The sequence below is a fragment of the Cupriavidus numazuensis genome, from assembly GCF_905397435.1.
Taxonomy (GTDB): domain Bacteria; phylum Pseudomonadota; class Gammaproteobacteria; order Burkholderiales; family Burkholderiaceae; genus Cupriavidus; species Cupriavidus numazuensis.
The window spans coordinates 17,483-31,365 of sequence record NZ_CAJPVI010000014.1 but is presented as its reverse complement, the minus strand read 5'-3'; the positions used below and the strand labels follow the sequence as shown (position 1 = coordinate 31,365).

The window sequence follows — 13,883 nt, the reverse complement described above, 5'->3', positions numbered from 1 at the left end:
GCGTTCACGACCAGACGGCCTGTTCGAATGGCTCCGGCTGACGTGTCCCAAGTCGGGACAGTCCTGGGCCTGGCAAACGGAAAAACTGCTGGGGGTGCCGGATGAAGTCGGTTTCGGTCCCGGGGGGAGCCATAGCTATTAGCCACGCGACCCTACGAAGACGGAAGCCCGCCACGAGCCAAAGGATTCGCTGCCTCCATGACTCCCCTGTCCCGAGTTGGGACAGGGCGTCTCGATCTCCGTCAGTGCGACACTCCGACACCGGTGCAAAGCGCTCCGCGCGCGTCCCCCGCGCAGCTCAACACCATTCAGCGGGCCTGCTCGATCTACCGAGTTGAGCTCGTCGCGCCTTCCTAATCGACGGTGACGTTTGATTCCACGTCAGGATGCCTGCGCCTGCGAGCTCCTTTTGCACGATAGCCCGCGAGAGGCGTGAATTGAGGTGTCCCGTGGGGCACAGTTGGCAGGGCCCGCCACACTCCGCTACGCGCCAAACGGGAGGTCGCCACAGCCCGATCCTCTTCGTCACCTGGTGGCGATGCTGCAAGACCTCGCATCCCGAATTGGTCCACGCCCATCTTGCGACAGCCTGTAGTTTCAGGCCGAGGGTTGCACTGTCAGCCCGCGACGCTTAGCGCCGCCGCGCGTCGAAGGGGACAACTTCGCAGAGTGTCCCAACTTGGGACAGCTCTAATGCATCTGTGGCACACGGAGCTGTTAGCGATCCTGTTTCCGATCCGAAAGACCTCTACCGCGGCTCCCTTGCGACCTTGAGTAACCAGCGTCCCAACTCGGGACAGTGCCGCTGGATGCGGTGATTGAATGAGCCACCATAGCATCGCAGCTAGTTGGCCCCCATCCTAGCCAAACAAAAAAGCCCGTCTAGATGACGGGCCTCTTCTTGAACGTAAAGACAGCTTACTTCGGCTGGTGATGAAACGTCTCGCTGATCAGTTGGCGAATCTGAGTCTCGAGAGCTTCGCTTAGTACGCCCGCCTTGATCTTCACAGTGAATCCATTGACATCCTTGGTAATGGAACCCGCATGCTCTTTACCGGAAAAGAACTTATCAATGCTCCGCTCGCTTGCTGAACTGGCAGCTTCCGCTCGACGGGTGGCCAATGCCTTGATCGCGCCCGCTGCCTTGCCTTGCTCCATGCTGCCCGATGCAACGAGCGGCCAGATCTCCTGCGCTGCTGCATCCCCGGCCTCACCGTACTTCCGGATAGTCGCCACAATGGCTTCGGCCGCCGTCCCACCAAGCAGAGTCGGTTGCAAGTCCAAGTCCCGGATCACATATTCCGGGAGCTGCCCAAAGCTAAGGAATCGGTAAAGACCACTGCGAGACAGCCCGAGGGCTTCAGCCAGCCGTGCACGCGACGGAAACTCCTTCTCCGTCTGACGAATGGAAAGCGCAACCTCGTAGTCCGAGAGATCATCCCGACTGACGTTCTCCACCAAGGCTAGTACCGCCATATCGGCGTCGGAGGGCTCGGCGACCACCGCCTTGATCGTATCGGCACCCAGCATCTTGTGCGCGCGCCACCGGCGCTCACCTGCCACGATCTGGTACCCCGATTCCGAACGGCGCACTACGATAGGCTGCATGAGCCCGACTTCACGGATGGACTCGGCTAGGTCCGAAAGCTTGGAATCATTGAAGACACGCCGCGGTTGCCAAGGGTTCGGCACAATATCCGCGACAGCGAGCTGCGACGCGACACCCGCTGCTTCAAGTTCCTGCACGCGCATCTGGGCCACAGCCAGAGCACCAGCCAACCCAGGTGCAGTCTGGGTCCGATCGTTGCGCTTGATCTCGTCCTTCTGAATGGCCGACGTCTTCCGTATGCCAGCCGTCTTCGCCAACAGCTGTTCTCGCATATTGCTCATTGCGCGCTCCTCCATTTTTCTGCGTAGATTTCATCCAGCCATCGGCAATAGTCCACGATCGGCTGGCGTACCCGCTGTAGCGACTTCGCCGCACTATGGGTACTGCTCACATCGAATACTGTCGAGAATGCCAGGGCCCCAGTGCTCATCACGGAACTGGCCGGGACTTCGATCGAATGCAGCCAGCTCTCATAAGCGCTTTGCGCCCATGCCCGAACAATCGGCGCGGAAGATGTGCGTCCATAGTCCACCTTCGATAGCAGCAGCGAAACGAAGTCGTACTTCTTGTCTGCTTCGTACTTGATAAAGCTTTTGGAGACGTCCGAGAACAGGCGCCAGAACGACAGCGAGCTGATGAAATCCAGATTTTCCGGCACCATCGGCATGACCATCGCGTCGGCCGCCAGCAAGGCATTCAAGTTCAGGTAAGAGAGCGATGGCGACGTGTCCATCAGAATGTAGTCGTAGTGCTTCCGCAACGGCTCCAGCCCCTCCCTCAGAACGGTCCAGAACCGAAAGCCCGGCTTGACCTTCTGCATGGCCGGCAAATGAAATTCAGCCCCGATTAGCTCGGTGTGTGCCGGAATAAGATCGAGGCCATCCCAATATGTCGACTGCGCCTGGGCCAGCAGCCCGCCCTCGATCTGCTGATCGTAGATATATGGCAGAACGGTGTCGTCCGGCGAGACATCCTTCTCCGCGTACAGGCCGCACAACTCCGAGAGCGAAGCCTGAGGGTCCAAGTCCACTACCAGAACCTTTCGGCCCCGCAGCGTCAGACCTTGAGCCAAACACATCGTTGTCGTAGTCTTGGCAGAGCCACCCTTCAGTTGGGCCGTGATGATGATTTTCCCTTCCGGCTCCCGCGTGCCCGTGACGATCGGGGTCTGATAGATGTCCGAAACCTTCTGCACCCAGATGCGCGCCTCCTCAAGCGTAAAGGTTCGGGTGCGACCTGTTCCGGCTGCAGTACCCGCAGGCAACTCCCCGTCGCCTTTGGTCGCGAGGTATTGCACTTGAGAATGCGAGATGCTGCACATCTCCGCGATTTCGCCGGTCTTGAATACGGGAGCCGTCTTTCGCGGCCGCGGAGCAAGGATGGTCTCGCGAAGCTCGTCCGTAAAAATCGTGACCTTCTCCGCGAACTGGGATATCTGCTCAAGTGGGACAGTTCGATCGACTGCCGGAAGTTGACTTGTTCTCACCATTCTGAGGTTTTTCCGCAAAATTCTGGAAAGCTCAGAATACAGGAAACGCTTGAGCAATGCTTCATAAACTACTGTTTTTGAAGTCAACTTTCCGAAAATGCCACACCTTTGATTAAATTTTAGGCAACATTTGACTGCCTAACACCGCACGAAACCTCTGACACCACCGGAATGTAGCTTCCTGGCGCAGGCACAGAATAGTAAATCTGCACAAATGACCTCACCATCAAAGTCCCGTAGCGGGCAGAAGGCGGTCAGTCGCGCGAGCAAAGGAGGGCACTTCTGTGACCGCGCACAATCGACCTCACCTTGCTCGAAGCATTCCATCAAAAGCCAGAGATTCCAGTGGGCAGATAACAACCATTACTGCTCAACGCGTACCCATTTTTGGGACCCCTGGAAGTCCCCCCGTCTACTTCACCGCAGAAGGTGAGGTTCATTGTGCAACTCTCACGGAAGTCAGCACAATCAACCTCACCATGCAGTGAATCGCAGCCCCTCCAGCGTTATGCACAATTAACCTCACCATGCTTTGTGGCACAGAAACCCTCAGCCATCGCGGCCACCGGGTCGGACACAAGGCGAGACTAAGTGGCAAGGTGCCTCAAACGACGAACAATATCCTTTCCAGTCATCCACCGACCTGGGGCCTGCCCACTGGACTGCGACCACGCCGTCGCGAAGCGATCATTTTCTTGCAGGCCATGTGTACTGGGAGTCAGGCTAGTCCCCGGCCCCTGTTTGCTTGTTTTTTTTTGAGGTAAACCAACCGACAAACAAACAGGAAAATCCAAAACCCTTTTTGATCAATGGCTTGGTACCACGAAGGTGAGGTTCAATGTGCCAAAGGTGAGGTGGGTTGTGTAGGCACTGTGTGGTTTGTTGTGCAGGCAAGGTGATAGTCATTGTTCCGCAAGGTGCGAGTCCTTGTGCCAACTCCACAAAGGTGAGGTCTGTTGTGCTGGACCTGTGGATATCCCTATCGAGCCTAGGTCTGACAGCACGGCAGCGGTCAAACGCTGCCGCAATGGTGAGGTCGGTTGTGCGAAAGGTGAGGTTGGTTGTGCGCGCGCGCTCCGACCCATGAAACGTGTCTTCCATGGTGAGGTTCATTGTGTTGAGCACCTCACCATCACGTGCTAGAGTCACGCCAGCCAATAGAGACGGGAAGAACAGTATGGCGGCCGAGACCCCGGTGGAGACCAAAGCGAGGACCACGCCTCGGCAAATGGCGCTTGCCCTGTTCGAAGACATGTTTGACCTCGGTACCTCGATCAACGAGGCGAACCGCGAAATCGGCTACCAGCGCAACAATTTCTTCACGGAAATCGTGAACATGGGCCTGGCGGCGCGCCGGTTCCTCGATGCTGCCTACTTCATCGTTGCTCAGGAACCCGAGGTTATTGATCAGTACGACGTTGAACTGAATTACTTCAAATGGTTGATGCGGTATGACAGCCGCAACCTGAAGCACTTGCGCACCATCGCAGATGAGGCGCAGAACGCGAAGATTCGCGTCACGAATACACCGTCGGACCGTGATCCGGCCGAAGACGACATTTGGGTGCAAGTCCAATTGATTGGTATGGTCGCGATGCACCGGGGCCGCATCCGGTTCGACGTCCATCACAGCCTGATCCCACACATTCGAGACCCGCGCAAGTCCCACTGGCTAAGCCTGCGGATTTCGACGGCATTCACTCGAAGCCTGGCGCGCGCCATCTATGACAAGGTGTTGCCTAGCGTGCCGACAGGGCGTACCGACTGGATCAAACTGGACGAGATGCGAACTTGGCCCGGAAAAATGGGCGCGAACGCAAGCATCTTCAAGTATTTCAAGCGCGACTGGCTTGAGCCGGCGGTTCGAGAAATCAATGAGATATCTGACATTGAACTGTCCTACGAAACCCGGACCGAATCGACCTCGTCGAAGAAGGTCGACCGCATCCGATTCCTGCTTGGCCGTAAGGACACCGCAGATGCAGTGATGGCAAGCCTTTCGGACGCGAGCCAGATTTACAAGATATTGAAGGATGAGTTCAACCTATCCACGCGTCAATTCACCGAGATTTCCGAGAATCGAGAGACTTGGAATGACGATCGCATTCTGCAAGCGATCGAGTACACGCGGTTCAAACTCAATCGCGGACAGGTGAAGAAGAGCCCGTCCGGCTATTTGATGAAAGCCTTGCGTGACAACTGGCGCATGTCCGAAGCCGAACGAACCATGGTTCAAGTCCAGACAAAGCTGCTCACCGATGAAGCCGAAAAGGAGGCTGAAAAGGTAGCAGCGAAGTCTACGGTCGAACGTAGTGTTGCTTCGCGAGATGAAGAGACTCGCGTTCGCATGAATGAAGAGTCTCGACAAGGTCGCGAGCACTATCAGGCCGCTGACGACAAGTCTCGCAAGGAACATGTCCGCTCATGGCTTACGTCGAAAGAGGGCAAGCTCGTGCTCAGGCGCATGAAGCTGGAGCCCGCAGCCGTCACGGAAGACGTTATCTTCAATACTCCGGACTTGTCCTGGTACTTGGGACAGTTCGTTTTCGGTCGGATCAAATCGGCGATTCCGCGTTGAAGAATATCTTCACGTTACGTTGCCTTGGGAAAATGCCTCAGGTGGCGACAGCAGCAAACGACGCTTAACGGCGGTAAAGGTCATTCGCCATTTGCGCGTCGAACGAGCTTGGTGTGCGCCCACAATGCTGCGAGCTGCTCAATGGCCGCACGCGCAATCGCAGAGACGACGTGACCGCTGGCCCTCGCGCAGCACGGACGTGCCCACTCCGTTCGCAAGTAGATGCGGTCGGGACACTGTGCACCATTGATCGAACCGAGTGCGGGTTGTTCGTCATGTAGAACATCTTCGCCAGCGTCTGAAAGGTCTCGACTTCGCAACTGAGCTGCCAATTCAATAGCGGCGCAATCAAAGACCAGACTCCGCCTGCGCTTCCGACTGGCCCGCATCGAAGCTCGGAAACTCTGAGGCTCATTCCAACTCCGCGAATGCATGTATCCGGTGCTCGTCAACCATGCCGCGCAGACCGAACGCGCGCGAGAAGCTGCAATTCGCCTCGTCGGCGCGGAGAACGTTGTGAAACAGCCGCAGGTGATGGGTAGCGAGGACTTCGCGTACATGCTCGAACGGCGGCCCGGCGCGTACGTGCGTCTTGGCAATGACCTTGGCGAGGACGGAGGTTGTATGGTCCACAACCCGATGTACGACTTCAACGACAAGGCGCTCTCTGTCGGTGCAGCGTTCTGGGCACACCTCACGCAGAGCTATGATGATCCGCAATGGCATTCCCGCCGACACGCTCGACAAGTTCATTGACTATGCGAAGCAGAACAAGGCCAAGCCACTGACTTACGCCACGGTCGGCATCGATTCGATCTACCACCTCATGGGCGATGCGCTGGGCGCGCGCCTCGGCCTTACCTTCCTGCACGTGCCCTACAAAGGCGCCGCGCCCGCGCTTCAGGGCCTGGCCGGCGGCGAGGTGGACTTTGCCATCCTGCCCTACCAGTCAAGTTTTGAAGCCATGCAGCAGCAAGGCCGGCTAAAGTTGCTGAGCAGTTTTTCGAAGGCGTTGCCCGCCCCGCTCAAGCACCTTCCGCTGATCTCGCAGAGTCACGTTGTACCGGACTTCGAGTACATGATCAGCGGTGGCTACTTCGTCAGGCAGGGCACGCCGGCCGAGCGCGTAGCTGTGCTACGCAAGGCCATCGGCGAGGCGCTAACCAAGCCTGAGGTGCGGGCGAAACTCGAAGCCGAGGGGCGCACGGTCGTGCAGCGGATCGAATCGCAGCAGCAGGCGAACAAATATTTCGACCAGTACCAGGGACGAGTGACGCAGCTGATCCGGAGCGTTGGCCGAAAGGCCAACGCAGCGTGAGACTATCCATCTCCGCGGGCTGTGCGAAGTTCTCGAACAGCCGTTGGCCCAGTGCAGCAAGGTTGCAGTCAATGGCCTGATCAGCAACGGTATCTTCAAGGACCTGACTACGATGACGGTCTCTGGCACCACGGTCATTGTGAGTTAGTGTTCTGCCGACTTGGGACGGCTTGCAGACATCGTGGCCCCTTAGCCCATCGCGACCCGGTTTCTTCCATATCGCTTGGCTTCGTACAGTCCCGCATCCGCGACCTCCACCAACCGGGCGCTCGGTTGGCCTTCTTTGGGCCAGAGTACGGCTGCCCCGATGCTTACAGTCAGGCAGTTGCCAATTGCAGCGCCGGTGTGAGCAATGTCCAGCGCTTCGACCGATCGCCTGACTTTCTCCGCAATCAGACGCGCACCCTCTGACGACGTGGAGGGAAGAATCATCGCGAACTCTTCACCGCCAAAGCGGGCGGGCAGATCACCCGAACGCGCGCAATTGTCCTGCAGCACGGCCGCTAGCCGCCGCAGGGCCTGATCGCCGGCCACATGCCCGTATGTGTCGTTGTAGGCCTTGAATGCGTCCACGTCGATCATCAGCAGCGCGAGCTGACTACGTTCGCGCCGGGCACGCCTCCACTCCGCGTCCAGGTACTCGTCGAAATGGCGGCGGTTGGCCAGGCCGGTAAGTCCGTCAGAGTTGGTAAGCCGCTGCAGTTCGAAATTGGACTCCAGAAGCTGTTGCTGGCTTTGACGCAGCGCGCGGAAGGCCTCGTCGCGTTGCAGCAGGCTAAGGTACGAACGCGAGTGATAGCGAAGGCGTGCGATCAGCTCGACGCGGTCCGGAAGCTTCACCAGGTAGTCGTTGGCGCCGGCTGCGAATGCCGCCCTTTTCATGACGGCTTCTTCCTTGGTGGATAGTACGACGATCGGGATGTCACGCGTCGCCGGATGGTTGCGGTAGCGTTGCACCAATGTCAGGCCATCTATGCCCGGCATCAGGAGGTCTTGCAGTATGACCGTGGGACGCGTGCGCTCCGCAATGGTAACCGCCTCATTGGGCATCGAACAGTAATGGAAGTCGACGCCTGGTTCTGAGCTGATGGCACGGCGGACGGCTTCACCCACCATCGCCTGGTCGTCCACAAGCAGGACCACGACGGGATAGCTGACTACGGGGACAGCATCTGGGGTGACGATGTTCTCGGGTTGTCGCATGCTGGGTTCCTGGGCGGCAAGTCATCAAGTGTCTTGGTCGAGCATCGGCAAACGGCGTCGTTGCTTTGATCGCGAGGTTTCTTCCGTAGGTCCTCATCCCAGTGCAGGACGTGCGCCGTAGCAGGCCTGCGTGAGGCGCGGTGCAATGTCGGAGAGTGGCAGGATCTCGCCAGCGGCGCCCATGGTCGCCGCTGCCTTCGGCATGCCATATACGGCGCTGCTGGCCTGATCCTGTGCGATGGTCAGTGCACCATGTTCACGCATAGCCTTCAGCCCCCTGGCGCCGTCACGGCCCATGCCTGTCAGCAGCACGCCGATGGCTCTTCCGCGCCAGTGCTCGACTACGCTTTCGAAGAAGACATCGATGGAGGGCCGATACGGGTAGTCGCGGGGCTGCTCGGTGTAGGCAAGGTGGTTTGCCGCGGACAGACGCAGGTGATCGTTCGTACAAGCGATCAGCACTGAGCCAGCCTGGGGCGCTTCGCCGGGAATGACTACGCGCACGGGTAGTGCGCATTTGCCATTGAGCCAGTTGGCCATGCCGGGCGCGAACGCCTCGTCGACGTGCTGGACAGCCACTACGGCGGCACCGAAGTCGGCGGGCAGGGCACCGAGCAGGTGGGCCAGTGCCGCCGGACCGCCGGCCGAGGCGCCGATTGCCACCAAGTGCGGTGTCGCCGGGGTGCCTGGCGAACTCCGCGCAACAAGGTGCGTGGAGGGGCGTTCGTCTGCAAGATGTCCGATACGGCGCATCTTGCGCAGCAGGGGGCCGGCAATCAACCTTGCATCGGACTCGGTCAGCGTGGGCGTATCGACGGCGTCCACCGCGCCATGTCCCATGGCATGGAACACCTGTGTGGCGTTGCGGTCAAGATCCGTCGTGACCACGACAATGGGGCACGGCGTTGCCGACATGATGCGGCGCGTAGCTTCGACGCCGTCCATGACCGGCATCAGCAGGTCCATGAGGATCAGGTCGGGCGTATGCGACGCTGCCAGTTGTACCGCTTGCTCCCCGTCTCCGGCGACCCACGCAATCTCGAACGCGGGATCCAGTGCGATCGCGCGGCGCAGCGCGGCGAAGGCCAGGGCGGAATCATTGACGATGCCGACCTTCACCTGCTGGCCTCGCTGACCGTGTCATGCGCCGTATCGATCGCTACACGGTGGCGGACATCGTCTGCGGACAGGTGGCAGTTCACGCGGGGTTCCGGGCGGCTCCGGGAATCCGACGATCTGCGGTGGATAATCGTCGGAAGCCTTATGCCCTGGCTAGACGGCATGTCGATGTTCATGGGTACTAGACCTTAAAGCGAGATACGCCACTGCGCAGCTCGTTTGCCACCAGAATTAGCCCGTCGATGGAAAGGCCCGATTGGCGCAGCGACTCAACCGTCTGCTGAGCGGCGTCGGAGAGCTGCATAAGCGCCTGGTTGATCTGCTCAGCACCGCCGGCCTGAGCCTGCATGCCTTCATTGACCATCAACACGCGTGGCGCCAGCGACTGTACCTGCTCGATGATCTGCGAAAGCTGGTCGCCGACATGGTTCACGTCGGACATGCCGCGGCGCACCTCTTCAGAGAACTTGTCCATGCCCATCACGCCCGCGGCGACGGCGGACTGGATCTCTCGCACCATCTGTTCGATGTCGTAGGTCGCGACGGCCGTCTGATCGGCCAGGCGGCGAATCTCGGTTGCGACCACGGAGAAGCCGCGCCCGTACTCGCCGGCCTTCTCGGCTTCGATGGCTGCGTTGAGCGACAGCAGGTTGGTCTGGTCGGCCACCCTGGAGATGGTGGTGATAACCTGGTTAATATTTCCCGCCTTTTCATTGAGCGTGGCAAGCCGCGCATTGACCAAGCCCGATGCGTCCATGACCTGCTGCATGGTCGATTCCATGCGCGATAGACCGATCTGGCCGGACCCCGCGAGCCCGGCCGTCTGTTCGGCAGCGGAGGAGACTTCGTTGATGGTGCGCACAAGGTCGCGCGCGGTGGCGGAGATCTCGCGCGATGTGGCACCGATCTGAGTCGTCGTGGCAGCCGTTTCCGCTGCGGTCGCTTGCTGCTGGCGAGCGGTCGCGGCAATCTCGTTGACCGAGGTGGTGACATGAACGGCAGACCGCTGCGCCTGGCCGACCAGCGATCCCAGTTCGCCTGTCATCTGGTTGAAGCCTTGCTCAACCTTATGGAATTCATCACGGCGGCTCAGGGCCATGCGCAGGCGCAGGTCGCCGCCGCGGATGCTGGCCAGCAAGTCGACGATGGAGCGCATCGGCACGGTAATCGCGCGCAACAGCAGGTAGCCGCAAATCGCCGCCATGGCGACCGCTACGAGCAAGGCCAGCCCGATGCCCATCTTAGCCGAGGAAACCGCTGAATTGATGCTATGCGCGGCTTGTTCGTTGACGGTGCTATTGTCGTCCATCACGGTCAGGGCACCCTTGCGCACGTCGCTCCAGAGCAGATGCGCCTCACCTCGGAGCAGTTCCTCAGCCGCCTCGCGTCCTTTCCAGCTTGCGGGGTGTTCCAGCGATACGGCGGACTGATCGTACCGGGCGCGCAGTGCCTTGTACTGATTGAAGATGACCCGGTCATCATCACGCGTAATGGTTGCCTCATACTGCTGCTCAAGTCGGTCGAGCCGTTGCCGCACGTCGGCAACCTGTTGCTGGTAGCCACGGCGCTGGCTGTCATTGCCGGCTTTGACCGTTTCCCAGGCCAGCACATAGATTTCGCCCCAGGCGCTGCGTATGCCGGTGCTGTACCTAAGGCCGGGCAAGGCGTCCTTGAGCATCAGGCTCGTTTCCTGTTCGATGGCCGACAGGCGGGTATAGGCCACAAGCCCCATCGATCCCATGAGCAGGAGGATGAAGGCAAAGCTTCCCATGATGCGGGTTCGGATAGTCCAGTGGTTCAAGGCCAGGATTTTGTTGTCAGTCTTGCCGTCGACAGTTTGCGTTGGCTAGCCCTTCCCCCAAGCGAATCGTCGAAGCCCTATCCTGAGGCAGAGGGATCTGAAGCAACAGGGATCAAGCATCCGCCGCGAAAGCGTTGCGCTTCGAGAACGGGACGGGTCAGAGACGCGCGCGGGTTCCAAGCCTGGGGGTGGGGAAAGAGCCCATGGCAGGAAGGCCCCATCGGCCCGATCAACGGTAAGGGCCTTCGCTGTTGATTGCCACACCTCCAAACGTAGGGCTTGCATTTGGCGCTTCCGGCGAAGGCACACCGGAGGTGACTCCACCTACTGGAAGTCGTCGATCCATGCCGGAATGAAGTAGAGCGACAGGATTGCCAAAGCAAGCGCAAGCCAGAATGCCACCATCCGAAGCTGCGCCCTGTACCGACAAAGCCATTTGATTGCCCGCATTTGCGATGCTCTAAGGAATGTTGGACCGCTCGGGAGCGGTCGGCGTCGATGCCCATGGTAGGGGGACGGCCTAGCCGAAGGGCATCCAAGCGTCTGTAGCCGTTGCAGAACAAATTGCTCATCTGGAGGGGCGTGATGGACGCGCCCCAGACAACGTCAGGCCCGGGGCTGGATCTGGTCGTGGGTGGGCAGTCGCCCCGAGGAGTCGGCTAGCGTGAAGAACATGACCTCCCGGTTCATGCTTTCAGCCCGCTCCTGCAGTGAGCCCGCGGCGGCGGCAGACTGCTCCACGAGGGCAGCATTCTGCTGTGTCACCTGGTCAATCTGGCAGATGGCCTGATGGACCTGATCCAGGTTCCGGCTTTGCTCTTCCGAGGCGACTGAAATCTCTCCAATGATGTCGGTGACCTGCGCAATGACGTGGCTAACGCGTGCCATCGTAAGATTTACACTGGTAGCCTGCTCGGCCCCATGGCGCGCTTTGCCGGTCGATTCCTCGATCAGCTGCTTGATTTCCCGTGCGGAAGCAGAGGCACGCTGAGCGAGCGAACGGACTTCGCCAGCCACTACGGCAAAACCACGCCCATGTTCGCCAGCGCGTGCGGCCTCGACGGCCGCATTTAGCGCGAGAATGTTGGTTTGGAACGCGATTCCGTCGATCAGGCCGGTGATCTCGGTGATCCTGTCTGACGCGGCACTGACCTCGCCGATAGTCCGTACCATGGCCTCGACCTCTTTGCGGCCTGCTTCGGTAGTCGCCTTGGCTTCCTTCGCCAAGGAGTTGGCATGCCGGGTATTCTCTGCGTTCTGGGTCACGGCTTCGGACATCTGTGTCATGCTGGCGGCCGTCTGCTCCAGCGAGGCGGCTTGCTGTTCCGTGCGTGCAGAAAGGTCCATATTGCCAGCCGCGATCTCGCGGGTTGCTGCGCTCATTGCCTCGCTCGATGCGCGGACGGACGCCACTACTTTCGAGAGACCGTCTTGCATCCGTGTCGCAACCGCAGAGAGAACGTAAATCTCGTTGCGAGAACGTCGCTCGACACGAACGGTCAGATCACCGGCTGCCACGCGGGCGAGTTGCTCTCCGACTTCCTTCAGTGGTCGCTGCACAATGCGGGAAAGCGCCACGCGGGCGGCGACAGCAACGAGCAGTGCGAGTGCCGACGCCACGGCAATGACGGTCTGCAACCCGTGGAAGGTCGTACGAGCCGCAGCTTCGTCCTCCTTGCCGCGCGCTTCAGCATGCTTGGAGAACTCGTCCAGAGCCACGTTGAACGTGCGAGAGGCCTGGATACTATCAACAGCGCTGATTCGATCGTACGTCGCTGTATCGCCGGAATCCATTGCTTCCTGCGCCGCGCGTACGGTGGCGTTGAGTGCGGAATAGGAAGTGACCAGCTTCTTTGCCAGTTCGCGGTCCCCGACGGATGACCTCGGCATTGCCGCGAATCTCTCGATCAGTTGCTGACCTTGTAGCAGACGCGTGGTGGCTGTCTTCAATAGGTCGCGCGCCACTTCGCCCTCTCCCGAGCGTGCAGCGCTTTGTGCCCCGGCAATCGACACCCGCGCGCGTTGAGTTGCCGCAAAGGCCCCGTTTATGGCCTGGACCTCGTCGGTCAGCGTACTTAATCTCTCGACGGAACTTGCCGTATCGCGAAGGCCCCTCCAGGACACGATATTACTCAGGCTCATGAATGCCACGAACGAGACAAGGACCACGCTAAGGCTGGCACTTACTGTGAAGTTTCTCATGACTATCTCCGTGATTCAGTGCTGGGGCGACCGATCTCTGTCGACCGGTACGAATGCCATGGTCGAGCCTGACGCTGCCGCAGCGCTGACACCGAGCTTGTTGCGCGCGCTCATGCTCTCGAATGCCACTGACGGAGCAGGCGCGCGAAGATGGAGCCCTACATTGGAGGGGGGACGCTGGTCGCGTGCATTGAATGCCCTGGCTGCGGGTGGGGACACAGTGCTTGCGAGCCGGATGTCTCCGTCCAAATGCTCCCGACCTCTTCGGGGGTAAATGGCGGGGATGTTTGCGGGGTGCGCGCCGGCATGTCACTCGAAGGCTGCTTGACATCGGCGTGCATTTCTATCGGTTGCTTCGAGTCATACCGCGGCTGGTCAATCCCCAGAAAAGTCGGGGTTGAGTGCGGCATGGCGAAGGACCAGAATTTCGCCTGCGAGACCCAACCATTCGCATCTGTTCGACGCGGCGTCTCCTGTGGAGCGCCGCGTTTTTTTGCCTGCCTGCGGCAGAGGACGTGCATGACCGCTTCACGCTTACCAACGACCAGTTCGACCTCAACGGTA

At 59.7% G+C, this 13,883-nt stretch carries 7 protein-coding genes and 2 pseudogenes; 3 read left to right on the top strand and 6 right to left on the bottom strand.

All coding sequences use genetic code 11. The features are described 5' to 3' along the window. Window positions 1–918: 918 nt before the first annotated feature. Both KHO41_RS13000 and KHO41_RS12995 read right to left on the bottom strand, forming a co-directional pair. The gene (locus tag KHO41_RS13000) at window positions 919–1,890 is read right to left on the bottom strand and encodes a ParB/RepB/Spo0J family partition protein (protein WP_211953688.1); all 972 of its coding nucleotides are present in this window, start codon (window positions 1,888–1,890) and stop codon (window positions 919–921) included. Further along, on the bottom strand, window positions 1,887–3,098 hold the full coding sequence (locus KHO41_RS12995; protein ID WP_211953793.1) for a ParA family protein: 1,212 nt from the start codon (window positions 3,096–3,098) through the stop codon (window positions 1,887–1,889). Before KHO41_RS12995 ends, KHO41_RS13000 begins: the two co-directional genes overlap by 4 nt. 1,177 nt (window positions 3,099–4,275) lie before the next feature. On the opposite strand from KHO41_RS12995, the gene KHO41_RS12990 reads away from it, so the two are divergent. The 3 genes and pseudogenes from KHO41_RS12990 to KHO41_RS12980 all read left to right on the top strand — a co-directional run. Beyond that, on the top strand, window positions 4,276–5,676 hold the full coding sequence (locus tag KHO41_RS12990; RefSeq protein ID WP_211953687.1) for a replication initiation protein: 1,401 nt from the start codon (window positions 4,276–4,278) through the stop codon (window positions 5,674–5,676). A 426-nt stretch (window positions 5,677–6,102) separates the two neighbouring features. Continuing rightward, window positions 6,103–6,432, top strand: a pseudogene (locus KHO41_RS12985) (M20/M25/M40 family metallo-hydrolase); the annotation flags it as partial. Continuing rightward, window positions 6,383–6,994: pseudogene (locus tag KHO41_RS12980) on the top strand (tripartite tricarboxylate transporter substrate-binding protein); the annotation flags it as partial. The pseudogenes KHO41_RS12985 and KHO41_RS12980, both read left to right, overlap by 50 nt. A gap of 189 nt (window positions 6,995–7,183) precedes the next feature. Here the strand turns inward: KHO41_RS12980 and KHO41_RS12975 are convergent. From KHO41_RS12975 to KHO41_RS12960, 4 genes are all read right to left on the bottom strand, one after another. Continuing rightward, complete coding sequence (locus tag KHO41_RS12975) at window positions 7,184–8,197, bottom strand: diguanylate cyclase domain-containing protein (RefSeq protein ID WP_211953686.1); 1,014 nt, start codon at window positions 8,195–8,197, stop codon at window positions 7,184–7,186. A 93-nt stretch (window positions 8,198–8,290) separates the two neighbouring features. Next, a complete protein-coding gene (cheB, locus tag KHO41_RS12970) occupies window positions 8,291–9,316 on the bottom strand; it encodes a chemotaxis response regulator protein-glutamate methylesterase (protein ID WP_211953685.1) in 1,026 nt (341 codons plus the stop codon). Window positions 9,317–9,497: 181 nt separating this feature from the next. After that, window positions 9,498–11,117, bottom strand: a complete 1,620-nt coding sequence (locus tag KHO41_RS12965) for a methyl-accepting chemotaxis protein (RefSeq protein WP_211953684.1) — start codon at window positions 11,115–11,117, stop codon at window positions 9,498–9,500. A 606-nt stretch (window positions 11,118–11,723) separates the two neighbouring features. Beyond that, window positions 11,724–13,319, bottom strand: coding sequence for a methyl-accepting chemotaxis protein (locus KHO41_RS12960; protein ID WP_211953683.1), 1,596 nt, complete (start codon window positions 13,317–13,319; stop codon window positions 11,724–11,726). Window positions 13,320–13,883 lie beyond the last annotated feature (564 nt).

Coding starts and splice junctions, on each gene's coding strand:
- KHO41_RS12995 (WP_211953793.1), bottom strand. CDS start 3,098: ATGGTGAGAACAAGTCAACTTCCGGCAGTCGATCGAACTGTCCCACTT.
- KHO41_RS12990 (WP_211953687.1), top strand. CDS start 4,276: ATGGCGGCCGAGACCCCGGTGGAGACCAAAGCGAGGACCACGCCTCGG.
- KHO41_RS12960 (WP_211953683.1), bottom strand. CDS start 13,319: ATGAGAAACTTCACAGTAAGTGCCAGCCTTAGCGTGGTCCTTGTCTCG.
- KHO41_RS13000 (WP_211953688.1), bottom strand. CDS start 1,890: ATGAGCAATATGCGAGAACAGCTGTTGGCGAAGACGGCTGGCATACGG.
- KHO41_RS12975 (WP_211953686.1), bottom strand. CDS start 8,197: ATGCGACAACCCGAGAACATCGTCACCCCAGATGCTGTCCCCGTAGTC.